This is a genomic window from Enterobacter sp. AG326 (assembly GCF_004362415.1).
GTDB classification, from domain to species: Bacteria; Pseudomonadota; Gammaproteobacteria; order Enterobacterales; family Enterobacteriaceae; genus Enterobacter; species Enterobacter asburiae.
The window spans coordinates 200,231-226,343 of sequence record NZ_SNXG01000005.1 but is presented as its reverse complement, the minus strand read 5'-3'; the positions used below and the strand labels follow the sequence as shown (position 1 = coordinate 226,343).

Annotated in this window: 21 protein-coding genes and 3 pseudogenes; 11 read left to right on the top strand and 13 right to left on the bottom strand. The window is 54.7% G+C overall.

What is annotated here, in order from left to right:
* Window positions 1-254: 254 nt before the first annotated feature.
* Together DFO52_RS23440 and DFO52_RS17030 are read left to right on the top strand one after the other, a co-directional pair.
* A pseudogene (locus tag DFO52_RS23440) lies at window positions 255-401 on the top strand (HAD family hydrolase); the annotation flags it as partial.
* Complete coding sequence (locus DFO52_RS17030; RefSeq protein ID WP_133550829.1) at window positions 368-817, top strand: hypothetical protein; 450 nt, start codon at window positions 368-370, stop codon at window positions 815-817. The pseudogene DFO52_RS23440 and the gene DFO52_RS17030, both read left to right, overlap by 34 nt.
* A gap of 93 nt (window positions 818-910) precedes the next feature.
* Here the strand turns inward: DFO52_RS17030 and glyS are convergent, their stop codons facing one another.
* The 3 genes from glyS to DFO52_RS17015 form a co-directional block, all read right to left on the bottom strand.
* Entirely contained in the window at window positions 911-2,980 is a 2,070-nt protein-coding gene (gene glyS / locus DFO52_RS17025; protein WP_029740977.1) for a glycine--tRNA ligase subunit beta, read from the bottom strand.
* A gap of 9 nt (window positions 2,981-2,989) precedes the next feature.
* Window positions 2,990-3,901 (bottom strand): glycine--tRNA ligase subunit alpha, encoded by a 912-nt coding sequence (gene glyQ / locus DFO52_RS17020; protein ID WP_003860141.1) that lies wholly within the window; start codon window positions 3,899-3,901, stop codon window positions 2,990-2,992.
* Window positions 3,902-4,061: 160 nt separating this feature from the next.
* Complete coding sequence (locus DFO52_RS17015; RefSeq protein ID WP_047646683.1) at window positions 4,062-4,367, bottom strand: YsaB family lipoprotein; 306 nt, start codon at window positions 4,365-4,367, stop codon at window positions 4,062-4,064.
* 183 nt (window positions 4,368-4,550) lie between these two features.
* Here DFO52_RS17015 and DFO52_RS17010 point away from each other — a divergent pair, with 183 nt between their 5' ends.
* Window positions 4,551-5,546 (top strand): acyltransferase, encoded by a 996-nt coding sequence (locus tag DFO52_RS17010; RefSeq protein WP_133550828.1) that lies wholly within the window; start codon window positions 4,551-4,553, stop codon window positions 5,544-5,546.
* Here the strand turns inward: DFO52_RS17010 and DFO52_RS17005 are convergent.
* The 4 genes from DFO52_RS17005 to xylA all read right to left on the bottom strand — a co-directional run bounded on the left by DFO52_RS17005 (window position 5,539) and on the right by xylA (window position 9,951).
* The gene (locus DFO52_RS17005; protein ID WP_133550827.1) at window positions 5,539-6,459 is read right to left on the bottom strand and encodes a helix-turn-helix domain-containing protein; all 921 of its coding nucleotides are present in this window, start codon (window positions 6,457-6,459) and stop codon (window positions 5,539-5,541) included. The two genes, DFO52_RS17010 and DFO52_RS17005, sit on opposite strands and share 8 nt — an antisense overlap.
* Window positions 6,459-6,998 (bottom strand): isochorismatase family protein, encoded by a 540-nt coding sequence (locus DFO52_RS17000; protein ID WP_029740981.1) that lies wholly within the window; start codon window positions 6,996-6,998, stop codon window positions 6,459-6,461. The genes DFO52_RS17005 and DFO52_RS17000 overlap by 1 nt, the downstream gene beginning before the upstream one ends.
* A gap of 103 nt (window positions 6,999-7,101) precedes the next feature.
* Complete coding sequence (gene xylB / locus DFO52_RS16995) at window positions 7,102-8,556, bottom strand: xylulokinase (protein ID WP_133550826.1); 1,455 nt, start codon at window positions 8,554-8,556, stop codon at window positions 7,102-7,104.
* Window positions 8,557-8,628: 72 nt separating this feature from the next.
* Entirely contained in the window at window positions 8,629-9,951 is a 1,323-nt protein-coding gene (gene xylA, locus DFO52_RS16990; protein ID WP_087823749.1) for a xylose isomerase, read from the bottom strand.
* A 371-nt stretch (window positions 9,952-10,322) separates the two neighbouring features.
* Between xylA and xylF the strand changes: the two genes are divergently transcribed.
* From xylF to xylR, 4 genes are all read left to right on the top strand, one after another.
* Entirely contained in the window at window positions 10,323-11,315 is a 993-nt protein-coding gene (xylF, locus tag DFO52_RS16980) for a D-xylose ABC transporter substrate-binding protein (protein ID WP_029740984.1), read from the top strand.
* Window positions 11,316-11,387: 72 nt separating this feature from the next.
* Window positions 11,388-12,929 (top strand): xylose ABC transporter ATP-binding protein, encoded by a 1,542-nt coding sequence (locus DFO52_RS16975; RefSeq protein WP_029740985.1) that lies wholly within the window; start codon window positions 11,388-11,390, stop codon window positions 12,927-12,929.
* Window positions 12,907-14,088, top strand: coding sequence for a xylose ABC transporter permease XylH (gene xylH, locus DFO52_RS16970; protein WP_133550825.1), 1,182 nt, complete (start codon window positions 12,907-12,909; stop codon window positions 14,086-14,088). The genes DFO52_RS16975 and xylH overlap by 23 nt, the downstream gene beginning before the upstream one ends.
* 33 nt (window positions 14,089-14,121) lie before the next feature.
* Window positions 14,122-15,300 carry a D-xylose utilization transcriptional activator XylR gene (gene xylR, locus DFO52_RS16965; RefSeq protein WP_023345227.1) on the top strand — a complete coding sequence of 393 codons (1,179 nt, stop codon included), beginning with the start codon at window positions 14,122-14,124 and terminating at the stop codon, window positions 15,298-15,300.
* Between the two features lie 40 nt (window positions 15,301-15,340).
* On the opposite strand, the gene DFO52_RS16960 is transcribed toward xylR, so the two are convergent.
* Window positions 15,341-16,165, bottom strand: a complete 825-nt coding sequence (locus DFO52_RS16960; protein WP_133550824.1) for a protein bax — start codon at window positions 16,163-16,165, stop codon at window positions 15,341-15,343.
* A 314-nt stretch (window positions 16,166-16,479) separates the two neighbouring features.
* Between DFO52_RS16960 and DFO52_RS16955 the strand changes: the two genes are divergently transcribed.
* Entirely contained in the window at window positions 16,480-18,510 is a 2,031-nt protein-coding gene (locus DFO52_RS16955; protein WP_133550823.1) for an alpha-amylase, read from the top strand.
* 240 nt (window positions 18,511-18,750) lie between these two features.
* The gene (gene avtA / locus DFO52_RS16950; RefSeq protein WP_023309932.1) at window positions 18,751-20,007 is read left to right on the top strand and encodes a valine--pyruvate transaminase; all 1,257 of its coding nucleotides are present in this window, start codon (window positions 18,751-18,753) and stop codon (window positions 20,005-20,007) included.
* 4 nt (window positions 20,008-20,011) lie between these two features.
* Here avtA and DFO52_RS16945 read toward each other — a convergent pair whose 3' ends face one another.
* On the bottom strand, window positions 20,012-20,467 hold the full coding sequence (locus DFO52_RS16945) for a 4Fe-4S dicluster domain-containing protein (protein ID WP_047646692.1): 456 nt from the start codon (window positions 20,465-20,467) through the stop codon (window positions 20,012-20,014).
* A gap of 93 nt (window positions 20,468-20,560) precedes the next feature.
* Window positions 20,561-20,966: pseudogene (locus DFO52_RS16940) on the bottom strand (helix-turn-helix domain-containing protein); the annotation flags it as partial.
* 295 nt (window positions 20,967-21,261) lie between these two features.
* Between DFO52_RS16940 and DFO52_RS16935 the strand changes: the two are divergent.
* The gene (locus DFO52_RS16935) at window positions 21,262-22,338 is read left to right on the top strand and encodes a type I restriction endonuclease (RefSeq protein WP_121932613.1); all 1,077 of its coding nucleotides are present in this window, start codon (window positions 21,262-21,264) and stop codon (window positions 22,336-22,338) included.
* 35 nt (window positions 22,339-22,373) lie between these two features.
* On the opposite strand, the pseudogene DFO52_RS23320 reads toward DFO52_RS16935, so the two are convergent.
* Both DFO52_RS23320 and DFO52_RS16925 read right to left on the bottom strand, forming a co-directional pair.
* Window positions 22,374-22,445: pseudogene (locus tag DFO52_RS23320) on the bottom strand (type II toxin-antitoxin system HicB family antitoxin); the annotation flags it as partial.
* Between the two features lie 288 nt (window positions 22,446-22,733).
* Window positions 22,734-23,474, bottom strand: coding sequence for a MipA/OmpV family protein (locus DFO52_RS16925; protein WP_133550822.1), 741 nt, complete (start codon window positions 23,472-23,474; stop codon window positions 22,734-22,736).
* A gap of 117 nt (window positions 23,475-23,591) precedes the next feature.
* Between DFO52_RS16925 and DFO52_RS16920 the strand changes: the two genes are divergently transcribed.
* A complete protein-coding gene (locus DFO52_RS16920; RefSeq protein WP_133550821.1) occupies window positions 23,592-24,557 on the top strand; it encodes a LysR family transcriptional regulator in 966 nt (321 codons plus the stop codon).
* On the opposite strand, the gene aldB is transcribed toward DFO52_RS16920, so the two are convergent.
* A complete protein-coding gene (gene aldB / locus DFO52_RS16915) occupies window positions 24,554-26,092 on the bottom strand; it encodes an aldehyde dehydrogenase AldB (RefSeq protein WP_029740992.1) in 1,539 nt (512 codons plus the stop codon). The two genes, DFO52_RS16920 and aldB, sit on opposite strands and share 4 nt — an antisense overlap.
* Between the last annotated feature and the right edge of the window lie 21 nt (window positions 26,093-26,113).

The window sequence follows — 26,113 nt, the reverse complement described above, 5'->3', positions numbered from 1 at the left end:
ACCATAGCGTCGCTGTAAGACCTCTGCCCGCAGTATGCTTTTCATTGCGGTAATTTTGCGAGTCTCTTTCCAGAAATGGTAATATCCTCAGTGGCATAGCTCAAATCTGTTGCCGCCTGTTTTGATGAGCAGTAAGTTCTCTTCGCACCTGCAAAATCAGGTGCCGGGTTTAGCATCCTGGCTTATCTTATCGGCGGCACATTTTGTGCAGCATGCTTTGCTACATCTCAATGGTGGGCTGAGCAGGGGCATCGAAAGATGCGCCGGTATCCGATAAGGCCGGTAATGCTAACTCTGTTCAGTCCACCACCAGCGAAATTAGCATTTCCGATGGTGGAAGCTTTATCACTTATCGGAGGCTGCCAATATGGCTACTACCCCAACCCAAGTTCATTCTTTAATCACTCGGCCCTTCAACCATGCCACCGACTTCACCGAACTGGCGGATAACTGCGAACGTTTTACCGACGCACTGGTCGATTGCGAAGAACCCGCCCCAAAAATGGCGCTTTACGGCAGACTCTCTGCCTGCCTGAATCTTCTGCAACCCACGCTTCTGGATCCTGTTCCGGACGCTTTAAAAGCCAGCCTGACCGTGAAGGAACTCCCGTCACGCGTTCCGGCTTTCGAACCCGAATGCGATCGGCTGGGGCGCTACTGTCAGGAGATTACGCAGTTGCTGATGAACGGCACACTGCCGCGACAATCTGAAATCGTTATGGAAGATTTGCTGTGCGAGCTGGTCAGCTACTTTGCCGATACGCTGAAGGCACCGCGCTGGCTGCAGACAGACGAAGGCACAATCGCGATCGGCTAAACCTGCCGGATGACGCTGCGCTTATCCGGCCTACAAAAGCCCCATAAAAAAACCCGCCGAAGCGGGTTTTTAGCATGTGTAACAACGGGCACGTTACTGCAGCAGCGAAATATCCGCTACGCGCAGGAACAGCTCGCGCAGTTTCTCGAGCATGGAGAGACGGTTAATACGCAGCTCTTTATCTTCTACGTTCACCATCACTTTCTCGAAGAAGGCGTCGATCACGTCACGCAGCTCGGCCAGCTCCACCAGCGCTTCCTGGTAGCGACCTTCCGCGAAGTACGGCTCGAGCTTGTCGCGCAGCACAACAACCTGCATCGCCAGCGCGATCTCTTCCGGCTCTTTCAGGGTTGCGGCGTTCACGCGCTCGTTCAGCGTCTCGTCGGATTTCGCCAGAATGTTGGATACACGCTTGTTAGCCGCAGCCAGGGCAGATGCCGCTTCCAGCGTACGGAAGTGGGAAACCGCCTTCATACGCGCATCAAAATCAGCCGGACGGGTTGGACGACGCGCCAGCACCGCCTGAATGGTGTCAACGGTGTAACCTTCGTCCTGATACCACGCGCGGAAACGACCGAGCATAAAGTCGATCACGTCATCCACAACCTTCGCGTTGGTCAGCTTGTCGCCGTACAGACGCACCGCTTCTTCGGTCAAGGTCTGCAGATCGAGGTTCAGGTTCTTCTCAACGATGATACGCAGCACGCCCAGCGCAGCACGACGCAGCGCAAACGGGTCTTTATCGCCTTTCGGATGCTGGCCGATACCGAAGATACCCGCCAGGGTGTCCATCTTATCGGCAATCGCCACGGCGCACGCAACCGGGTTGGACGGCAGGTCGTCACCCGCGAAGCGCGGCTGATACTGCTCGTTCAGGGCCACGGCCACGTCTTCCGCTTCGCCATCGTGACGCGCGTAGTGCATGCCCATCACGCCCTGGGTGTCGGTAAATTCGAACACCATGTTGGTCATCAGGTCGCACTTGGACAGCAGGCCTGCACGCGTCGCGTGGTTGACGTCGGCACCGATTTCACGGGCGATCCAGCCGGACAGCTCCGCAATGCGGTCGGTCTTGTCGCGCAGCGTGCCCAGCTGCTGCTGGAACAGCACGGTCTGCAGGCGCGGCAGGTTATCTTCCAGACGCTTTTTACGGTCGGTGTTGAAGAAGAACTCCGCATCCGCCAGACGCGGACGAACAACTTTCTCGTTACCGGAGATAATCTGGATCGGATCTTTCGATTCGATGTTTGCTACGAAGATGAAGTTTGGCAGCAGCTTGCCGTCGTTGGCGTAAACCGGGAAGTATTTCTGGTCACCTTTCATGGTGTACACCAGCGCTTCAGCCGGAACAGCCAGGAATTTCTCTTCGAACTTCGCGGTCAGCACAACTGGCCATTCAACCAGAGAGGTCACTTCTTCCAGCAGGCTTTCGCTCAGGTCAGCGTTACCGCCAATCTGGCGCGCCGCTTCTTCAGCGTCCGCTTTGATTTTGGCTTTACGCTGTTCGTAGTCGGCAATAACTTTACCGCGCTCCAGCAGGATCTGCGGGTACTGGTCGGCATTGTCGATGGTGAACTCAGGCTCGCCCATGAAGCGGTGCCCGCGGATCACGCGATCGGACGCCACGCCCAGAATGGTCGCCGGGATAACGGTATCGCCCAGCAACAGGGTCACGGTGTGAACCGGACGCACGAAGTGCACGTCGGACGCGCCCCAGCGCATCAGCTTAGGAATCGGCAGCTTCGCCAGAGACGTGGCAATCATGTCCGGCAGCAGCGCTTCCGCGCTTTCTCCTTTCACATGCGCACGATACAGCAGCCACTCGCCTTTATCCGTGGTCAGACGCTCGGCCTGATCGACGGTGATGCCGCAGCCGCGCGCCCAGCCTTCAGCCGCTTTGCTCGGCTTGCCTTCCGCGTCAAACGCCTGGGCAATCGCCGGTCCACGTTTTTCGACTTCACGATCCGGCTGAGACGCCGCCAGATTTGCTACTTTCAGCGCCAGACGGCGCGGTGCAGCAAACCACTCAATTTTACCGTGTGCCAGGCCAGCGTTATCCAGCTCGGCGGTCACGTTCGCAGCGAAAGATTCAGCCAGGCTGCGCAGGGCTTTTGGTGGCAGCTCTTCGGTGCCGATTTCCACCAGGAAAGTTTTCTCAGACATGGCCGCCTCTTATTTGTTTCGGTTGCACATCGGGAAGCCAAGGGCTTCACGGGACGCGTAGTAAGCTTCTGCAACGGCTTTGGTCAGGGTACGAATACGCAGAATGTAGCGCTGACGTTCAGTCACGGAGATGGCTTTGCGGGCGTCCAGCAGGTTGAAGCTGTGGGCGGCCTTCAGAATACGCTCGTAAGCAGGCAGCGGCAGCGGAGTCTCCAGCGCCAGCAGCTGCTGCGCTTCTTTCTCATACTGCTCGAAGCAGGTGAACAGGAAGTCCACGTCCGCATATTCGAAGTTATAGGTGGATTGCTCTACTTCGTTCTGATGGAACACGTCGCCGTAGGTGGTTTTACCCAGCGGGCCGTCGCTCCAGACCAGGTCGTAAACGCTGTCTACGCCCTGAATGTACATCGCCAGACGTTCCAGACCGTAGGTGATTTCACCGGTGATTGGCTTACATTCCAGACCACCCACCTGCTGGAAGTAGGTGAACTGGGTCACTTCCATGCCGTTCAGCCACACTTCCCAACCCAGCCCCCAGGCACCCAGCGTTGGGTTTTCCCAGTTATCTTCCACGAAACGGATGTCGTGGATGGTTGGATCCATACCCAGCTCTTTCAGCGACCCGAGGTACAGTTCCTGAATGTTGTCTGGTGATGGCTTAATCACCACCTGGAACTGATAGTAATGCTGCAGTCGGTTCGGGTTCTCACCGTAACGACCATCGGTCGGACGACGGGAAGGCTGCACATACGCGGTCGCCATTGGCTCTGGCCCCAACGCGCGCAGGCTGGTCATCGGGTGTGAAGTGCCGGCGCCGACTTCCATGTCCAAAGGTTGAACAATGGTACAGCCCTGACGAGCCCAGTAATCCTGTAAGGTCAGGATCAGGCCCTGGAAGGTCTTGGTATCAAACTTTTGCATAGTATTTCGTGCTGGATACGTGTGGTTTTAAATGGAAGGGACCAGTATACCCGCTGGCTGCAAGATATACAGTACGAAACGGGGTTGTTTAGGGAAAATTGGGAAATAAGCCTTGCAGCCAGAACGCTGACGGCGTCTGGCTGCTGATTATGCGAGCAGGCTAGCGCATAGAGAGGTGTAAAAACTGACCGTCCGCATCAAACGAGCAGACAAAGCCCTCTTTGCGCGACGTATGGCCCCGCAGCTCGTAGCTTCCCTGAAAACGCTCGAACCCGGTGACATCAATTTTCTGCACGTCCGAGTTATAGCGGCGAGCGGCCCGATCCTTACAGAGCGCTTCCATATCCAGTGAACGTTCCGGGCTCATTTTACCCTGCTGCGCTTTTTGCACAGGTGCTTCTTGCGGCGCGCTGCATCCCGCCAGGCTCGCCAGCAGAAAGAGTGACGCCACACGCTTCATCATCATTTTTATTACCGCCCTGGTCAGTGGCTGTTATTTTTAGTATCAAAGCTTTTATAGATTACGGTCCGGCATTCTGCGAATCTCGCGGCCTCCCTACAAGCCTGCTGAATAAAACTCAGAATTTTCCAAGCGAAGACTTTTGGACAATGGCAGTCACACTCAATTTACAGGGAATACGAGGAACTGATGCAGTCAAAAATTAACTGGATTGATAACCTGCGTGGAATAGCGTGTCTGATGGTGGTCATGATCCACACGACGACCTGGTACGTCACGAATGCCCACAGCATCAGCCCCGTTAACTGGGATATCGCCAATATTCTCAACTCTGCGTCACGCGTCAGCGTGCCGCTGTTCTTTATGATTTCCGGCTTTCTCTTTTTTGGCGAACGTAGCGCGCAGCCGCGGCACTTCATCCGCATCGCGGCCTGCCTGGGGTTCTACAGCGCCGTTGCTCTGCTCTATATCACGCTGTTCACCTCCATTAACGCCGGGCTATCGCTGAAATACGTGCTGCAAAAACCGGTGTTTTACCACCTGTGGTTCTTCTTCGCCATTATCGTTATCTATCTGGTCTCCCCGCTCATCCAGGTAAAAAGCGTCAGCGGTAAAATGCTTCTGGCCCTGATGGTGGTTATCGGCATTGTCGCCAACCCGAATACGCTCTCACAGAAAATCGACGGATTTGAGTGGTTGCCGATCAATCTCTATATCAACGGCGATACTTTTTACTACGTGCTTTACGGCATGCTGGGGCGCGCCATCGGGATGATGGACACGCAAAAACGCGGTCTGAACTGGCTCTGCGGGGCGCTGTTTATCGCTGGCGTGGCGGTGATTTCACGCGGAACGCTGCACGAGCTGCAGTGGCGCGGCAATTTTGCCGATACCTGGTATCTGTATTGCGGGCCGATGGTCTTTATCTGTGCCGTTTCGCTGCTCACGCTCGCCAAAAATACTCTGAACGCGCGCGCCCTGCCCGTGCTGAGTCTTATCTCGCGGCACTCTCTCGGGATTTACGGTTTTCACGCGCTGGTGATCCACGCGCTGCGCACGAGAGGCGTTGAGCTAAAAAGCTGGCCAGTGCTGGATATCGTCTGGATTTTTGCCGCCACGCTGGCGATCAGCCTGCTGCTGTCGATGCTGCTGCAAAAAATAGACGCTCGCCGCTTCGTCAGTTAATACTCCGCTGCCGGGCGCGATGATACTGGCGCGGGGAGGAAAACCCTGCCGCCAGTGAAGCCTGCTCAACCCCGCGCCCCTGTATCAGCCACTGCTCCGCCACCGCCAGACGCAGCTGTTCCAGATAATCGCGAACGCTAATCCCTAAATGTGACTGGAAAAGCCGGGTGAGATGACGCGGGCTGACGTGCGCCAGTGCGGCAATGTCAGGCAAGCTCCACGTTTTTTGCGGCTCGGCGGTGAGCGCATCCTGCGCCCGATGAATCGCCGGATGAAGATGATTGCGGTAGCGTAGCCACGGGGATAGCTGGGGATCGTCACCGGAACGGCGGAACCAGACCACCATTTCGCGCGCCACGGCCAGCGCCTTTTCGGGGCCACACAGGCGGTTAATCATGTGCAGCGCCAGATCGATGCCAGACGTGATCCCCGCGCTGGTCCAGATATTCTCATCCTGCACAAAGATGCGGTTTTCTTTAATCGTCGCCGTGGGGGCAGCGGTGCGTAAACGACTAATAACATCATGATGGGTCGTGCACTGTCGGTTGTTCAACAGGCCCGATTTCGCCGCCAGTAAGGCCCCTGAACAGACGCACATCATGGTGATTTCCTGGCTCTGGATCTGCGGCTGCAGGCGCATCAGCCAGTGCTGGATCTGCTGCGCCTGTGGCGTTGAGAACTGAAAGCGGGAGTCGCTCACCCCCGGCAGCACCAGCAGGCTGCCTTCCGGGAGACGCTCCGGCAACGGCTGGATACCGCTCATCGTCAGGCCTATCGACGTCGGAACCTCCGGCTGCGGGCCAATGTAATGCAGGCGAAACGCATCGCCAGCCAGCACAAAGGTCTCTGCCGGGCCGGTCATGTCTAATGACAGCACCCCGGGCAACATCACGAACCAGACGTCGATGCTCATTACAGGGACTCCAGCGTCTCCGCTACCGTTTTAATCTCGGCAAAACGCCCGGACAGTACCGTCTCGGTACGATGGCGAATTTCCGCTGCGCTAAGGGTAATGCCCTTGTACGTCATGGGAAACGTCAGCGTTGCCTCACTGACAAAGGTCACAGCATAACCCAGATCGGATGCCACCCGGGCGGTGGTTTCGCAGCATTGTTCAGTGCGAATGCCGCAGATAATCACACTGTTGATATCGCGCTCGCGCAGCCAGCGGTCAAGCCCGGTATCCGTAAACGCATTATGGACGTGTTTCTGGAAAACCACATCCGGCTGATGACGCAAAAAGGCCATCGGTTTGACATAGCCGCTTTCCAGGGTGAAAGGTTCGTCTTCATCCACATGAAAAATATCAGCGACCGGAATATTGCGCGCCTGGCAGCCTTCAATCAGCCCCAGCATCGCCTGCTGAAAGGCAGGGATCTCGCCTTCCTGCCAGTAATTTCGGTGGTGAAATGACTGCTGAGTATCGATGTTGATTAATGCAGTGCGTGACATGATGGATCTCCTCGCCAGTGGGTGTGACACCATACTGGCAAGGAAAGGAAGGCACGCACAGACCAAAAAAGGACATCCTCGTGCCTCTCCCGGACAAGCCTATTTACGACATCAGCGGCAGCAGCTGCTGGTAGATTTTGCGGAACACGTCGCGCCTTTCCGCGTACCGCGCATGGCGCGCCGCGTCAGGTACATGCGCCTGTTCAAGCGTAAGCTGCGGCAACAGTTGCGAAAGCGGTTGTTCCGGATAAATGGCTATCTGCGCCAGACGCGCGGCGCCGAGCGCGGGCCCGACGTCCCCGCCGGTGCGGAAATCCAGCTGCAACCCGCTGATATCCGCCAGCATCTGTCGCCAGTAAGGGCTTCGCGCACCGCCGCCAATCAGGGTGACGCTCGTCGGCTTCAGACCGCAGTCGTGCACCACGTCCATCCCGTCGGCCAGGGCATACCCCACGCCTTCCAGAACCGCGCGCGCCAGCTCTGCCGGGCCATGTTGATGGGTTAAGCCAAAGAACACCCCTTTCGCTTCCGGGTTGTTGTGCGGCGTACGCTCGCCGGAAAGATACGGTAAAAACCAGACGGTACCCGCAGCGTCATCCGCCTGCTGGGCTGCGGAAATGAGCGCCGGAACGTCGGCCATGCCGGTGAGTTTTGCCGCCCAGTCCAGGCAGGACGCCGCGCTGAGCATTACCGACATCAAATGCCATTTCCCGGGAAGGGCATGACAGAAACTGTGCACAGCGCTTTCTGGATTACTGCGATACCCGTCGCTGACGGCAAAATAGACGCCGGACGTTCCCAGCGACAGCATCGCCTGACCCGCCTCAACCATGCCGACACCGACAGCGCCCGCCGCGTTATCGCCGCCTCCGGCCACCACCGGTACGGCAGGCATATTCCAGCGCTCAGCAACGGCTGGCAGCAGTTCGCCTGTTACCTCACAGCCTTCGTAGAGCGCGGGCATCTGTTCCCGGGTCAGATGGCAGGCATCCAGCATCGCCTCGCTCCAGTCGCGCTTCGCCACGTCGAGCCACATGGTGCCCGCGGCATCGGACATGTCACTGGCGAAATCGCCCGTCATGCGAAAACGCAGATAGTCTTTCGGCAACAGGACTTTCGCCACCTGACGGAAAACCTCCGGTTCGTGGCGCTGCACCCACAGTAATTTGGGCGCAGTAAAGCCGGGCATCATCAGGTTGCCGGTAATCTCGCGGGAGGCAGGCACGCGCGCCTCAAGAAGCGCGCACTCTTCCGCACAGCGGCCATCGTTCCAGAGGATCGCAGGACGCAGCACGCGATGCTGGCTATCGAGCAGCGTAGCGCCGTGCATTTGTCCGGCAATTCCCAGCGCTTTCACGTCACGAAGGCTGTGCTGCTCACCTAAGGCTTTGATTGCGCGGTCCGTCGCCTGCCACCACTGCTCCGGATCCTGTTCCGACCACAGCGGATGCGGACGTGAAACCTGCAGCGTTTCCGTCTGCGTGGCTAACACGTCGCCCTGCTCGCTCAACAGGATGGCTTTCACACCCGATGTGCCAAGATCGATCCCGATATACATTACGGTGACTCCTTTTACAGAAATGCCCGGTGGCGCTAACACTTACCGGGCCTACGTGCATCTTCAGCTCAATCACTTATCAAACAGATAGTGGTTTACGAGATTTTCCAGCAGTTCCTGGTGCCCGCTCTGGTGCTGCGGCGCCAGCTGCTGCTGTTCAGCGTACTTCGCAATTTCCGCCAGCGATAACTGACCTTTCAAGATTTGCTGGCCCAGCTCACTGTTCCAGCCGCTGTAACGCTTCGCTACGCGTTTATCCAGCTCGCCGTCTTCAATCATGCGCGCCGCCACTTTCAGCGCCAGCGCCATGGTGTCCATCGCGCCAATGTGGCCGTAGAACAGATCGTATTTGTCGGTGCTCTGACGACGTACCTTGGCGTCAAAGTTCAGGCCGCCTGTGGTGAAACCGCCCGCTTTGACGATCTCGTACATCACCAGGGCATTCTCTTCCACGCTGTTCGGGAACTGATCGGTGTCCCAGCCCAGCTGTGCATCGCCACGGTTCGCATCGACAGAGCCGAAAATGCCCAGCGCAATGGCAGACGCGATCTCGTGATGGAAAGAGTGGCCCGCCAGCGTGGCGTGGTTGGCTTCAATGTTCACTTTAATCTCTTTTTCCAGCCCGAACTGCTTCAGGAAGCCATACACCGTCGCCACGTCGTAGTCATACTGGTGCTTGGTCGGTTCCTGCGGTTTCGGCTCGATCAGCAGCGTGCCGCGGAAGCCGATTTTGTGCTTATGGTCGACAACCATCTGCATAAAGCGGCCAATCTGCTCGCGCTCCTGACGCAGGTCGGTGTTCAGCAGCGTTTCATAACCTTCACGGCCACCCCACAGGACATAGTTCTCGCCACCCAGCTGATGCGTAGCGTTCATTGCCGTCACCACCTGCGTGGCTGCCCAGCTAAACACTTCCGGATCCGGATTGGTTGCCGCGCCCGCGCCGTAGCGTGGGTTGGTGAAGCAGTTTGCCGTACCCCAGAGCAGCTTCACGCCGCTTTGCTGCTGTTTCGCCGCCAGTACATCCACCATCTGCGCAAAATTGTTCAGATACTCTTTCAGCGACGCGCCTTCCGGCGACACGTCCACGTCATGGAAGCAGTAGTACGGCACGTTTAGCTTGTGGAAGAACTCAAACGCCACATCGGCTTTGCGCTTTGCCAGCTCGATGGCCTCACCCGGCTGCTGCCACGGGCGGTCAAAGGAACCCACGCCGAACATATCGGCGCCGTTCCAGCAGAAGGTATGCCAGTAACAGGCGGCAAAGCGCAGATGATCTTCCATGCGCTTACCCAGCACCAGCTCATCCGGGTTGTAGTGACGAAATGCTAAAGGATTGGTCGTTTTTGGGCCTTCGTAACGAACACGATCGAGTTGGTCGAAATAAGCTTGCATATTGAGCTCCATAATCAGGGTATGCGGCGAGTCGTTGATACAGGAGTAATAGTGAATAGACATTTTGGGTTGCTCAATTACGTTATTTCACACTGCTATTGAGAGAATGCACAACTGTGCGCTGGCTCGCAAAATAATGTGCAGACAAACTATTTTTCGGCGCGTATTCCAGAATCAAATGTAATTAAGACGTTACGTATTTTAAAATCCGATCGCGGTCATAAATTCAGAAATAAACCAAATATCATAATGAGAAGATAAAAATCTGTAATTGCCAGCCCGCCTTTCCGCGTTAAAAATTTGCTACGTCTCAGCAGTGAATGTTTCTTTTATCTCAGCAACACATACCCCTACAAAAAGGCCTAATAATTATGAAGATAAAGAACCTGACTCTAACGCTCTGCACTACGCTTCTCCTTGCAAGCTTTGCAGGACATGCCAAAGAGGTCAAAATTGGCATGGCGATTGACGACCTGCGCCTGGAGCGCTGGCAAAAAGATCGCGATATTTTTGTGAAGAAAGCAGAATCCCTCGGCGCCAGCGTGTTTGTTCAGTCGGCCAACGGCAATGAAGAAACACAAATGTCGCAGATCGAGAATATGATCAACCGTGGCGTCGATGTTCTGGTCATTATCCCCTATAACGGCCAGGTATTAAGTAACGTGGTGAAAGAAGCCAAACAGGAAGGCATAAAAGTCCTGGCCTATGACCGCATGATTAATAATGCGGATATTGATTATTATATTTCATTCGACAATGAAAAAGTCGGGGAATTACAGGCGCAAAGCCTGATCGACAAAGTGCCTCAGGGCAATTATTTCCTGATGGGCGGCTCTCCGGTAGATAACAACGCCAAACTGTTCCGCGAAGGGCAAATGAAAATCCTTAAGCCGTACATCGACAACGGGAAAATTAAAGTGGTTGGCGATCAGTGGGCCGACGGCTGGCTGCCAGAAAACGCGCTGAAGATTATGGAAAACGCGCTGACGGCCAACAACAACAAAATTGACGCGGTTGTGGCCTCCAACGATGCCACCGCAGGCGGCGCTATCCAGGCCCTGAGCGCCCAGGGGCTGGCCGGTAAAGTCGCTATTTCAGGACAGGATGCCGATCTGGCTGGCGTAAAACGCATTATCGCAGGCACCCAAACCATGACGGTCTACAAACCGATTACTCAGCTGGCCAATACGGCGGCGGAAATCGCCGTGGAGCTGGGCAATGGCAAACAACCTAAAGCAGACGCGACCCTGAATAACGGGCTGAAAGACGTTCCGGCGCGCCTGCTCACGCCGATTGAAGTCAACAAAGAGAACATTGACGCCACCGTGGTTAAAGACGGTTTCCACAAGAAGAGCGAACTGTAATCCGGCGCGGCCCCTGCTCTGCGGGGGCGCATCACGTTGTACTGTTCTTCCCTCGGGCTATGTGGAGCGGTTATGCCTTATTTACTTGAAATGAAAAGCATCACCAAACGCTTCGGCACGGTGAAAGCCGTCGACAACGTCAGCCTCCGGTTGAACCCCGGCGAAGTGGTTTCGCTGTGCGGTGAGAACGGTTCGGGCAAGTCGACGCTGATGAAAGTGCTGTGCGGGATCTACCCACACGGCAGCTACGAAGGTGAAATCGTCTTTGCCGGCGAAGTGATTCAGGCGACACACATCCGCGATACCGAGCGCAAAGGCATCGCCATCATTCACCAGGAGCTGGCGCTGGTGAAGCATCTCACCGTGCTGGAGAACATCTTCCTCGGGGCCGAAATTTCCCACCGCGGCGTGCTGGATTACGACACCATGACGCTCCGCTGCGAAAAGCTGCTGGCGCAGGTGAGCCTCAACATTTCACCGGATACCCGCGTGGGGGATCTGGGCCTCGGGCAACAGCAGCTGGTCGAAATAGCGAAAGCGCTAAATAAACAGGTCAGGCTGCTGATCCTCGATGAGCCAACGGCCTCGCTCACCGAACAGGAAACCGCGGTTCTGCTCAATATTATCCGCGATCTGCAAAACCATGGTATCGCCTGTATCTACATCTCGCACAAGCTGAACGAGGTCAAAGCCATTTCGGACACCATCTGCGTGATCCGCGACGGGCAGCACATCGGCACGCGTGAAGCCGCCGGGATGAGCGAAGATGACATCATCACCATGATGGTGGGCCGCGAGCTAACGGCACTTTACCCGAATGAACCCCACGCAGCGGGCGATGAAGTGCTGCGCGTGGAAAACCTGACCGCGTGGCACCCCGTTAACCGCCACATCAAGCGCGTCAATAACGTCTCGTTTTCCCTTCGCCGTGGCGAAATTCTTGGGATTGCGGGCCTCGTGGGTGCCGGGCGTACCGAAGCCGTACAGTGTCTGTTTGGCGTGTGGCCTGGGCGCTGGGAGGGCACGATTTATATCGACGGCCAGCCGGTGAAAATCGATAACTGCCAGCAGGCGATTGCCCGCGGCATTGCCATGGTGCCGGAAGATCGCAAAAAAGACGGCATCGTACCGGTGATGGCAGTGGGTAAAAACATTACGCTTGCGGCACTCGATCGGTTCTCCGGCGCGCTGAGCAGCCTGGACGACGCCGCCGAGCAGCAGTGCATCCTCCAGTCGCTTGCCCGGCTGAAGGTCAAAACCTCCTCGCCGGAACTGGCGATTGGCCGTCTGAGCGGAGGAAACCAGCAGAAGGCGATTCTGGCGCGCTGCCTGCTTCTCAATCCACGCATATTAATCCTTGATGAGCCGACGCGCGGGATTGATATCGGTGCCAAATATGAAATCTACAAACTGATTAATCAGCTTGTACAGCAAGGGATTGCCGTCATTGTCATTTCGTCTGAGTTACCCGAAGTGCTCGGCCTGAGCGACCGCGTGCTGGTCATGCACGAGGGAAAACTGAAAGCCAACCTGATTAACCAGAACCTGACGCAGGAGCAGGTGATGGAAGCCGCTTTAAGGAGCGAACGTCATGTCGAAAAGCAATCCGTCTGATATCAAAGTCGCTGTTCCGACGCCCGGTGCGTTCGCGGGGCTAAAAGCGCTTAACCTGCAGGTTTTCGTGATGATCGCGGCCATTATCGTCATCATGCTGTTCTTTACCTGGATGACCGATGGCTCGTACTTAAGCGCGCGTAACGTCTCCAACCTGCTCCGCCAGACCGCCATCACCGGCATTCTGGCCGTGGGCATGGTGTTCGTGATTATCTCCGCGGAGATCGACCTGTCAGTCGGTTCGATGATGGGGCTCCTCGGCGGCGTGGCGGCGATTTTCGACGTCTGGCTCGGCTGGCCGCTGCCGCTGACCGTGGCGGTCACGCTGATGCTGGGTCTGGTTCTGGGTGCCTGGAACGGCTGGTGGGTTGCCTACCGTAAGGTGCCATCGTTCATTGTCACCCTGGCGGGGATGCTGGCCTTTCGCGGGATCTTAATTGGCATCACTAACGGCACCACCGTCTCCCCGACCAGTGCAGCTATGTCGCAGATTGGCCAGAGTTACCTCTCAGATAGCGTGGGCTTTACCATCGGTGTGGTGGGGTTGCTGGGGTTTGTCGCGTGGCAGTGGCGTGGACGCATGCGTCGTCAGGCGCTGGGGCTGGGTTCTCCGGCGTCAACCTCGGTGGTGGGGCGTCAGGCGCTCACGGCGGTCATTGTGCTGGGCGCCATCTGGCTTTTAAACGACTATCGCGGTGTCCCGACACCCGTCCTGCTGCTGGCGCTTTTACTGCTGGCCGGTATGTTTATGGCGACGCGCACCGCGTTTGGCCGCCGTATTTATGCCATTGGCGGCAACCTTGAAGCTGCTCGCCTCTCAGGTATCAATGTCGAGCGCACCAAGCTGGCGGTCTTCGCCATTAACGGCCTGATGGTCGCTATCGCCGGGCTGATCCTCAGCTCGCGTCTCGGAGCTGGATCGCCCTCCGCCGGTAACATTGCCGAACTGGATGCTATCGCCGCCTGCGTCATTGGCGGCACCAGCCTCGCAGGGGGTATCGGTAGCGTGGCAGGCGCGGTCATGGGGGCATTTATCATGGCGTCGTTGGATAACGGGATGAGTATGATGGACGTCCCGACGTTTTGGCAGTATATCGTCAAGGGGGCCATTCTTTTACTGGCAGTCTGGATGGACTCGGCCACCAAGCGACGGGCCTGATAACCGTATTGTGACTTAATTGGGAAGTGAGCCATGTTTGAAAAGCGTCACCGCATTACGTTGTTATTCAATGCCAATAAAGCCTACGACCGTCAGGTGGTGGAAGGTGTTGGTGAATATTTGCAGGCGTCGCAATCCGAATGGGATATTTTTATTGAAGAAGATTTTCGCACCCGTCTGGAGAACATCAAAGACTGGCTGGGCGATGGCGTCATCGCCGACTATGACGATCCCGTCATCGAACAGCTGCTGACCGACGTCGACGTCCCGATTGTGGGCGTCGGCGGCTCTTACCATTCGCCCGAACACTATCCGCCGGTCCACTACATTGCCACCGATAACCATGCCCTGGTCGAGGCCGCCTTTCTTCATTTAAAAGAGAAAGGCGTCCATCGCTTCGCGTTTTATGGGTTACCGGCCACCAGCGGCAAGCGCTGGGCCGTTGAGCGAGAACACGCGTTTTGCCAGCTGGTCGCGCAGGAGAAGTATCGCGGCGTGGTCTATCAGGGGCTGGAAACCGCGCCGGAAAACTGGCAGCACGCGCAAAACCGCCTGGCGGACTGGCTGCAAACGCTGCCGCCGCAAACCGGTATTATCGCCGTGACGGACGCCCGCGCGCGGCACGTGCTGCAGGTCTGCGAACATTTACACATTCCGGTGCCCGAAAAGCTGTGCGTGATTGGCATTGATAACGAAGAACTGACCCGCTATCTGTCTCGCGTGGCGCTCTCCTCCGTTGCTCAGGGTACCCGTCAGATGGGTTATCAGGCGGCGAAGCTGCTGCATCGTCTGCTCGATAAAGAATCTCTGCCGCTTCAGCGTTTGCTCGTGCCTCCTGTCCGCGTGGTGGAACGTCGCTCAACCGATTATCGCTCCTTAAGCGACCCGGCCGTCATTCAGGCCATGCACTATATTCGCAACCACGCCTGCAAAGGGATTAAGGTCGATCAGGTGCTGGATTCGGTGGGCATTTCGCGTTCGAATCTGGAGAAGCGCTTTAAAGAAGAGGTGGGCGAAACCATTCATGCCGTCATCCATGCTGAAAAGCTGGAGAAAGCACGCAGCCTGCTCGTTTCCACGTCGCTATCGATCAACGAAATCTCGCAGATGTGCGGTTACCCCTCTCTGCAATACTTCTATTCGGTGTTCCGCAAAGAGTATGACACCACGCCGAAGGAGTATCGGGATCGCCACAGCGAGGTGCTGATATAGAAAAGAAAACGCCTTCCAGTGGAAGGCGTTTTTTTTGAGATTACATATGGGCGGCGATTAAGCGCTGGTTATCCTGGTACATGGCGAACAGATAGTTGTTATAGCTCTGTCCCTTTGTCGAATAACCTTTCAGCTTGTGGATCATCGTACTGGCCGTCACTTCCTGGTCCGCTTTACGCAGCTGAGCGCGTGATTTACGGAACGATGAGTAGGCCGGATGCGTGTTCAGATTCACTACGTAAGCGCTGACGGAATCTTTCACAGATTCAAACTGCGAATAGCCTTTCACCTTGCCAGGGGCATTATTACAACGACCTTTCACACATTTCATGCCGAAAAGGTTGTTGTTGCTACGCGCAAGCTTAGAAGTACCCCAGCCGCTTTCGGCAGCAGCCATGGTAGCAACCATGCTGCCCGGGATGATATCTACACGCTCAAGGAGAGCATTCCACGGCACACGACGGGTGTTACCGTTCCAGCTCAGCTTGTAGCGCTTCGTGATATCTTTCAGACGCGAGCGCTCTGACGGCGACCAGCGGCTATCGTACTGTTTGGAAATCAGCCAGTTACGATCCGCAGTAATCGCGGCATTTTGACTCGTGATGTAAGGCATTACCGTCCGGAGAAACGCTTTTTTCCTTGGTGTTCCGGAAGGGTATTTTCGCAAATCAGGAAGTGAACTACTCTTTGCACTATTGCGAGAATACTCTTGTTTACTGCTAACCTTACTACTTGTCGTCTGTATTACGTGGGCTTTCTTACTCGTTGTATCCGTGTGCGTCTTCGCAAGCACCTCACCCGAAAATGCCGTGGTGAGTAACATGAGTATCGCAGCCCCATATCGTCGAATGGGAGTCGATATCATTAGGTCTCCTGGTCGGATGTAATCATCCCAACACCTTATTTTTTTCACAAATTTGAGAGCGGAATCTCAAATCATATCAAAAATAGACTTCAAGAGCACGTATAGAAATAGTCCAATTCCGAAACTATGTCACCTGAAACTTGCTCATAAAAACATCATTCCACAAAAACTGTGTGCGCTATCGCAGATAACTGCCTAATTTTGCGCGAGATCACTCATCCTCACGCATCCTCCTGGCAGAAAGCGACAGGGGATGAGTTTCAGCACCCCGCCTGATGGCACACTGGTCAAAAATGCCGCGACAGGAAAAAGGAATGAAACGTACCGCATTAGCCTTTCTGATGTTACCCGCACTGGCACATGCCGACTGGTCATCGCCGGGGTTTAACGCATTTAGCGCCGAAGGCACCGGTGTCTTCACCAGCCAGGCAAAGCTTGCGAAGGGTACGCGTCCTCTGACGCTGAGTTTTGACAAGACGTGCTGGCAGCCTGCGGATGCGATAAAACTCAATGAGATGCTGTCGCTCAAGCCCTGTGACGGCACGCCGCCGCAGTGGCGCCTTTTCCGCGACGGTGACTACCAGATGCGGATTGATACCCGCTCCGGCACGCCCACCCTGCTGCTGACGATTCAGAGTGCCGCAGAACAGCCGGTTGCAAACGTCATCCGCCAGTGTCCGAAGTGGGACGGCAAACCGCTGACGCTGGACGTCAGCAGCACCTTCCCGGAAGGCTCCGTGGTGCGCGACTACTACAGTAAACAGACGGCGACGGTGCAGAATGGAAAAATCACCCTGCAGCCAGCCGCCAACAGTAACGGCCTGCTGCTGCTTGAGCGCGCCGAAACCGACAAGCCTGCTCCGTTTAGCTGGCAAAACGCCACCGTCTATTTTGTGCTGACCGACCGTTATGTGAATGGTGACCCTGGCAACGACAACAGCTACGGTCGCCATAAAGACGGTATGCAGGAGATTGGCACCTTCCACGGCGGGGATTTCAAAGGACTCGCCGGCAAGCTCGATTATTTACAGCAGTTGGGAGTGAACGCGCTCTGGATAAGCTCCCCGCTTGAGCAGATCCACGGCTGGGTAGGCGGTGGCACCAAAGGAGATTTCCCTCACTACGCCTATCACGGCTACTACACCCAGGACTGGACCAAGCTCGACGCCAACATGGGCACCGAAGATGATTTACGCCATCTTGTCGACGAAGCGCACAAGCGCGGGATCCGCGTTCTGTTTGATATCGTTATGAACCACGTTGGCTATGCCACGCTGGCAGACATGCAGGAATTTCAGTTTGGTGCCCTGTACCTTCAGGGTGATGAGCTGAAAAAGACGCTGGGAGAACGCTGGACGGACTGGAAGCCGGGCGCGGGCCAAAGCTGGCACAGCTTTAACGACTACATCAACTTTAGCGACAAAGTCGCATGGGAGAAATGGTGGGGCAAAAAGTGGATCCGCACGGACATCGGCGATTACGACAACCCTGGCTTCGACGATTTGACCATGTCGCTGGCATTTCTGCCGGATCTGAAAACGGAATCCACGACGCCTTCCGGGTTGCCTAATTTTTACCAACACAAGCCCGACACCGACGCGAAGGCCATCCCAGGATATACCCCGCGCGATTATCTGACCCACTGGCTGAGCCAGTGGGTACGTGACTACGGCATCGACGGTTTCCGGGTGGATACGGCGAAGCACGTTGAGCTTGCGGCTTGGCAACAGCTGAAAGACCAGGCAAGCCAGGCGCTGGCCGCCTGGAAAGGGGCAAATCCGGATAAAAAGCTCGACAACGCACCGTTCTGGATGACCGGGGAATCCTGGGGCCACGGGGTGATGCAAAGCGATTATTACCGCCACGGTTTTGATGCGATGATCAACTTTGATTATCAGGAACAGGCGGCAAAAGCGGTGGATTGCCTGGCCGATATGGATCTCACCTGGCAGCAGATGGCGGAAAAGCTGCAGAGCTTCAACGTGCTGAGCTATCTCTCATCACACGATACGCGTCTGTTCCGCGAAGGGGGCCAGCGAGCTGCGGAGCTGCTTCTGTTAGCTCCGGGCAGCGTACAAATCTATTACGGGGATGAATCCGAGCGTCCGTTCGGGCCGACAGGTTCTGACCCGCTGCAAGGCACCCGGTCAGATATGAACTGGCAGGACGTCACGGGCAAGCAGGCCCTAACCGTCGCCCACTGGCAAACGCTGGGCCAGTTCCGCGCCCGCCATCCGGCGATCGGTGAAGGCAAGCAAACCACATTGTCGCTGAAAGAGGGATATGGCTTCGTGCGCGAGCACAAGGGCGATAAGGTGATGGTGGTATGGGCAGGTAATCAATAATTCACCCCCTCACCCTAACCCTCTCCCCGCAGGGGAGAGGGAACCGCACGGCGCCGTATTTTCCCCCTCCCCCTTTTGGGAGAGGGTCGGGGTGAGGGGAAATCCACCAGAACTATTCACTGTATAAATCCAACTCCGCCATACAAAACAACAAATCCGACCACATCACCCGATTTGCACCAGCACGGTGCTAGCGTTATGGTTACCCACTTTCAAAATAAGCTCGACAGATCACCTGCTATGACGTTTTCACTTTTCGGCGACAAATTTACCCGCCATTCAGGCATTACTCGCCTGATGGAGGACCTCAACGACGGGCTGCGCACACCGGGCGCAATCATGCTCGGCGGCGGAAACCCGGCTCAAATCCCGGAGATGAATACCTATTTCCAGACGCTGCTCGCTCAGATGCTGGAAAGCGGCAAAGCAACCGATGCGCTTTGCAATTACGACGGCCCGCAGGGTAAAACCGAACTGCTGGCACTCCTCGCCGAAATGCTGCGTGACGAGCTGGGTTGGGATATCGAACCACAGAATATTGCACTGACAAACGGCAGCCAGAGCGCGTTTTTCTACTTGTTTAACCTGTTCGCAGGGCGTCGCGCCGACGGCACCACCAAAAAAGTGCTGTTCCCGCTGGCACCGGAGTATATCGGCTACGCCGATTCCGGCCTGGAAGAGGATCTGTTCGTCTCCGCGCGCCCGAACATCGAGCTGCTGCCGGAAGGCCAGTTCAAATATCACGTCGATTTTGAACACCTGCATATTGGTGAAGAGACGGGCATGATCTGCGTATCGCGTCCGACTAACCCAACGGGCAACGTGATCACCGACGACGAACTGATGAAGCTGGATGCGCTGGCGAATCAGCACGGCATTCCGCTGGTGATCGATAACGCCTACGGCGTGCCGTTCCCGGGCATTATCTTCAGCGAAGCACGTCCGCTGTGGAACCCGAACATTGTCCTGTGCATGAGCCTCTCTAAGCTGGGTCTGCCGGGCAGCCGCTGCGGCATCATCATCGCTAACGAGAAAATCATCACCGCCATTACCAATATGAACGGCATTATCAGCCTTTCACCGGGCGGCATTGGCCCGGCGATGATGTGCGAAATGATTAAGCGCAACGACCTGCTGCGTCTGTCGAATGACGTGATCAAGCCATTCTATTACCAGCGCGTACAGGAGACGATTGCGATACTTCGCCGCTACTTGCCGGAAGAACGCTGCCTGATCCATAAACCTGAAGGGGCGATTTTCCTGTGGCTGTGGTTTAAGGATTTGCCTATCACCACCGAACTGCTCTACCAGCGCCTGAAAAAGCGCGGCGTGCTGATGGTACCAGGCGATTATTTCTTCCCGGGCCTTGATAAGCCGTGGCCGCATACTCACCAGTGCATGCGCATGAACTATGTGCCCGATCCGGAAAAAATCGAAGCGGGTGTTAAAATTCTCGCAGAAGAAATTGAAAAAGCCTGGCGCGAAGACGGTCAGTAAGTTCTTACGCCAGATTATGCAGCCGTTCGGCGCGTAGTCTGGCAGGCTCAACGCAGCGCAACGCGCAGGTTGGACAGGCCTCCACGCAGGCCGGTCCGCCTTCGCGATGCAGGCATAAATCACATTTCAGCGCCTGCGGCTTATTTCCCTCCAGGCGCACCTGCATCGCCCCAAACGGACACGCCACCATACAGCTTTTGCACCCAATGCAGCGCGTCTGCTCAACGAGCCAGGCTCCCGCCGTACGGCTGATGGCATGGGTTGGACAGACGTTAGCACAGGGCGCATCCTCGCACTGATGGCAACCCACTGCCGTTGTGTAGTCGTCCCCCTTAACCACCCGAAGGCGGGGCGAAAAGGCATGAGCGGAGACGGCGTCCTGATGCGACACCGCGCAGGCCACTTCGCAGGTGCGGCACCCAATGCATTTTTCCGCATCCGCCACGATAAATCGGTTCATCTGTTACGCCTCGCGTGCATTAAAAGCCGGTACTGCACACATCTTACATACCGCCCGATTCAGCAAAGGTGTTATGGGTCAAATAGGATGCGCTCAGCCAGAATTAATATGCTCTTTAAAGTACCGCCGTTTCCAGACGGTGGGTGTTAGCTCGGTATGCTTCGGAAAGATCTGCCGAAAATAAGCCCACGCCATTAAAACCGAAGCGGGTTGACACTTCGGTGAGTGAGGCAGAGCCATCCAGCAACAGCTTTTCCGCTGCCCTGACGCGCTGGCGATGTATCGCCTCCGTCAGGGTTAATTGGAAAGCCCGGCGAAATACGCGCCCCAGGTAATTGGCATTGCAGAGCAATGCTTTTGCCAGCTGCGACGTAGAAAGCGGTAAATGAAACTGCGTCCGAATGAGCTGCTTCACCTTCGACGCCATCGCCGCTCCGGCCTGCTACGCGCTGTCTTCATGCCCTGAAGAGAGCGACACCTGCTGTAAAATCATCTCCAGCGCCAGTACTGCACGCTAACCTTTATTCCCTGGTTTAGCTGGGCAAACCGGGGAGAAGGGGAAATTCGGATTTGGGTGGATGAAACATAAACAAGAATAATGCCACCTTTATGAATATATAATATTTTTATCGAGCTCGGTGATACCGAGCTAACTGATTATCATGGATTGAAAGACAATGTGATCTAACCCTCGGTATTGTTTTTTTGCAGCAGTTCAGCTCAGACATACCATTGTCTGACATGCATTTTAGTGTTATTCCATAAAGACACACAGCTAAAAATAAGGACATCCCATGGAATTCACAGAAAGATTAAATGCCTTATCAAATAAAATAAAACAACAACTTGATGTAATTAATACTGAAGAAGCAACAAAAACTGCATTTGTAATGCCATTCATTCATAACGTTCTGGGTTATGATGTTTTTGATCCTTCAGAGGTAACACCTGAGTTTGTCTGTGATGTTGGCACAAAAAAAGGTGAGAAAATCGATTATGCTATAATGAAAAATAATGACGTTCAGATACTTATTGAATGTAAGAAAATTGGCGAACCATTAAATATAAATCATGCTTCGCAGTTATTCAGGTATTTTCATGTAACAAACGCCAGAATTTCAATCCTCACCAATGGACAAAATTATAAATTTTTTACAGATCTGGATGCTCCCAATAAAATGGATGAAAAACCATTTTTGGAAGTAGATCTTCTTGATATTGACGAAAATATAATACCTGAACTAAAAAAATTAACTAAGTCTTCGTTTGATTTAGAATCAATTATCAATGCTGCTGGTGAATTAAAATATGTCAGCCAAATCAAAAAAATCCTGCATTCTCAGCTAAATAATCCTGAAGATGACTTTGTGAAATTTTTTGCATCCCGAGTTTATGATGGGATTCTGACTCAAAAAGTCAGAGAGTCTTTTTTAAACTTGACCAAAAAAGCTGCAAGCCAGTACATAAATGATCAGGTTAATGAGCGACTTAAGTCGGCTATTACGGGCATAACCCCAGCGATCATCGATACTCCAAATGAGTCATCACATATTGAGGAAGACGAACATAAAGATGAAAGCGACGTGGTTACAACGCTAGAGGAGCTCGAGGGATATCATATTGTTAAAGCAATCACCAGAGCAGTACTGGAGGCACCCCGTATAACTCACAGAGATACCAAAAGTTACTTTGGTATTCTTGTAGATGACAACAACCGCAAACCCCTTTGCCGATTGCATTTTAATCGTACGCAAAAATACATCGGACTTTTCGACATAGAAAAAAACGAAACACGTCATCCTATAACGACAGTCGATGATATCTATTCCTTTGCTGATATCCTGAAAGCGACAGCAGCTCTATATAATTAATTTTTTACCCAGGCAGCACGCGACGTGCTGCCTCAGCCTGGAACGTCAGGAAAAAAGCCGCTGGCGCTACCGTCGGAATCAGAATGAATGTAAGCCGGATAAAACATAACGACTCCTGATATCCGTGCTTAATTCCCGCCCGTCGCCAAATACGGGCGAGAGTGCCCGGTTTGATTTTCTTTAAGAATGATACACATGATGCGCACCTTTATTGATGGCGCAGATCGCATTAGCGTATCAGGAATATTAATGAGGAAGTCATGACGGGAAGGGAAACGGGAGACTGGTACTCTCAAATATGCCCGGCGGCGCTTCGCTTGCTCGGGCCTACGTAAAACTGCGATGACAGTCCATGTAGGCCGGATAAGGCGAAGCCGCCACCCGGCTTTACCGCATCAGAAACGCCAGGTCAGGCCGGTCATCAGCGCAAAGCTGTCGTCGCGGTCGATCATCGGGCTGTTCTTCACGTCGTCAGGCAATACGGTGTAGACCGCGCTGGCGTTGAGATACAGCTTCTGTGTTAACTGATATTTGGCCGCCAGGCCAATGTATGGCGTCCAGCTGTCACCGGCGGTGTATTCATCCAGACCTGAGCGGCGAGACTCGCTGCCGGATACGCCGTAGTAGTAGTCGTTATAGCTTTCGTCGCTATAGAAAATACCGACAGAGGGCGTCAGGGTCAGGCGTTCCATCCTGATTGGACGGAAGTAAGAAACCTCGCCGATCATACCGCCGCTTTCATCCGTGGCATCACCAGAGACCGCCACTTTCAGAGAACCCCAGCTTTCGTGGCGGTAGTACGCGCCGCCGAGGAAGGCAGAGGCTTTACGCTCATCAAGCTGTTTCATCTGATGGTCGTCGTTTTCATCTGGATCGAAATGCAGCGGCATCCACGATGCGGTCAGGCTGAGTTCATTTTTTGCGTCTTTCCACAGGATCCATCCGCCCGTGGTCTGACGAACATAAAAACGATCGCCTTCGTAGCTAATTAACGGTACTGCAGTAGTATTTTCGTTATAGCCTTTGTAAGGAGACTCATTAAATACAGCCCCCGCTCCTAGTGAAAAGTCACCGGCCATTGCTGAGGATGTTGCAAATAACGTGGCAGCGATGAGTAAATTGTATTTAATAGTCATTACGTGTAATCCATTAAAATGCCAAACAAGCGAGGCGCATAATAATGGTTACAAATTTGCCAATGCAACGCTGCGGTTTATATAATATTATATATAAAATCATATAGATGGGTGCGCATGATGAATAAATTACAGCTAAAACCACGCGAATTAAAAATCATATCCGTCATCGCAGCAACCCACAGCATCGGCGATGCCGCCGCCCTGCTGGGCATGGCGCAGGCCAACGTCAGTAAATATCTGTCTGATTTTGAAACGCGGGTTGGACTCAAGGTTTTTGAGCGCACCACGCGCCAGCTGGCCCTGACCCAGTTTGGTGAAGCGTTACTCCCTTACGTTAATGCCACGCTGGACAGGAACAGTCAACTCGTTAATTTTATTGCTGATTATAAGCATGAGAAGCGCGGAAAGGTCACGATATATGCCCCTACAGGTATCGTAACCTATCTCGCGCGCCACGTGATCCATCAGATAGAAGATATCGGTGACATCCGCATCTCCCTAAAAACCTACAACCTTGACCGGAATGAATTTTCAGAAGGCGTTTCCTTTCCGGATGACTGCGACATTTTAATTACCTATGCGCAACCGAAAGACGAAAGTCTGGTTGCCAGCGTGTTAACAAAATATTCCGTTACGGCATTCGCAACCGTTGAGTATTTAAATAAGCATCCCTTAAAGGGACCTGAAGATTTAATTAATCATTCCTGTATTCTCATTGACTCCATGCTGGTCGATGATGCAAATATCTGGCGTTTTCGCGTGCACGGCAGTGATTGCGTGCATGACTACCGGGTGACCGGTAATTATATTTGCGACAATACGCAGACGGCCCTGGAGCTGGCAAGAAATAATCTTGGGATTGTTTTTGCGCCAAAAGAGAGTCTGAAAAAAGAATTAATGCAAGGGATGCTGGTTCCCTGCTTCCCGCATCAGGAAGAGTGGTGGCTCGATCTGACGGCCATCTTCCGCAAACGCGAATACCAGCCCTGGCGCGTGCAATACGTTCTGGATGGCGTTCTGAACTGCCTGCGCCAGCAAATAGCTCAGGCCGCCCATGGACGGCCTGAGCTGGGCGATTAGAACAGCCCCAGCGGTTTATCGGAGTAGCTGACCAGCAAACATTTCGTCTGCTGATAATGCTCCAGCATCATCTTATGGGTTTCACGCCCGATGCCCGATTGCTTATAACCGCCAAATGCCGCGTGCGCAGGATAGGCGTGGTAGCAGTTGGTCCAGACGCGCCCGGCCTGAATGCCTCTGCCCATTTTATAGGCCAGATTACCGTTGCGGCTCCAGACGCCGGCTCCCAGGCCATACGGGGTGTCGTTGGCAATCTCCAGCGCCTCCTCCATCGTTTTGAAGGTGGTCACGGCCAGTACCGGCCCGAAGATTTCCTCCTGGAAGACGCGCATGTTGTTCTGACCGAACAGGATCGTTGGCTCAAGGTAATACCCTTCCTGCAGATCCCCGCCGAGCACCTTACGGCGACCGCCGGTCAGAATATCCGCCCCCTCTTTCTTGCCGATATCGATGTAGTTGAGGATGGTTTCCAGCTGTCCGTGCGAGACCTGCGCCCCCATCTGCGTGACGTTATCGAGCGGGTTACCGCTGCGGATAGACTCGACGCGGCGAATGGCCCGCTCCATAAAGCGCTCATAGATGGACTCCTGCACCAGCGCGCGGCTTGGGCAGGTGCAGACTTCGCCCTGGTTAAACGCAAACAGCGCAAACCCTTCCAGGGCTTTATCGAAGAAGGCATCCTCTTCCTCCATCACGTCCGCGAAGAAGATGTTCGGGGATTTCCCGCCCAGCTCCAGGGTTACCGGAATGATGTTCTGCGTGGCGTACTGCATGATCTGCTGGCCCACTTCCGTCGACCCGGTAAACGCCACTTTAGCGATCCGTTTCGAGGTAGCCAGATATTCCCCTATCTCACCGCCCGCACCGTTGACCACGTTAATCACGCCCGGCGGCAGCAGATCGCCAACGATTTCCATCAGCAGCAGCACCGAGAGCGGAGTCAGACGCGCCGGTTTAAGAACAATGCAGTTGCCAGCCGCCAGCGCGGGCGCCATTTTCCAGCTCGCCATCAGCAGCGGGAAGTTCCACGGAATGATTTGCCCGACGACGCCCAGCGGTTCGTGGAAATGATACGCCACGGTGTCGCTGTCTACCTCGCTTATTCCGCCCTCCTGAGCGCGAATGCAGGAGGCAAAATAGCGGAAGTGGTCGATGGCAAGCGGCACGTCTGCCGCCATCGTTTCCCGGATCGGCTTGCCGTTATCCCAGGTTTCCGCCGTCGCCAACAGCTCCAGATTCTGCTCCATCCGGTCGGCGATTTTGAACAAAATAGCCGCGCGGTCCTGAACCGAGGTATGGCCCCATTTATCTTTCGCTTTGTGCGCCGCATCCAGCGCCAGATCGATATCGCGCCTGCCGGAGCTGGCTATTTCGCACAGCGGCTGGCCGGTTACGGGGGTCAGGTTGGAATAGTATTCGCCGTCGACGGGAGCTACCCAGTCGCCGCCAATAAAGTTGTCATAACGAGGCTTCAGCTTGAGGGGAAAACCATACTCGCCGGGCTGGATACGCGATGAGGGAGGATTGTTTGTCATGACCGTCTCCTTGCTGTTGGT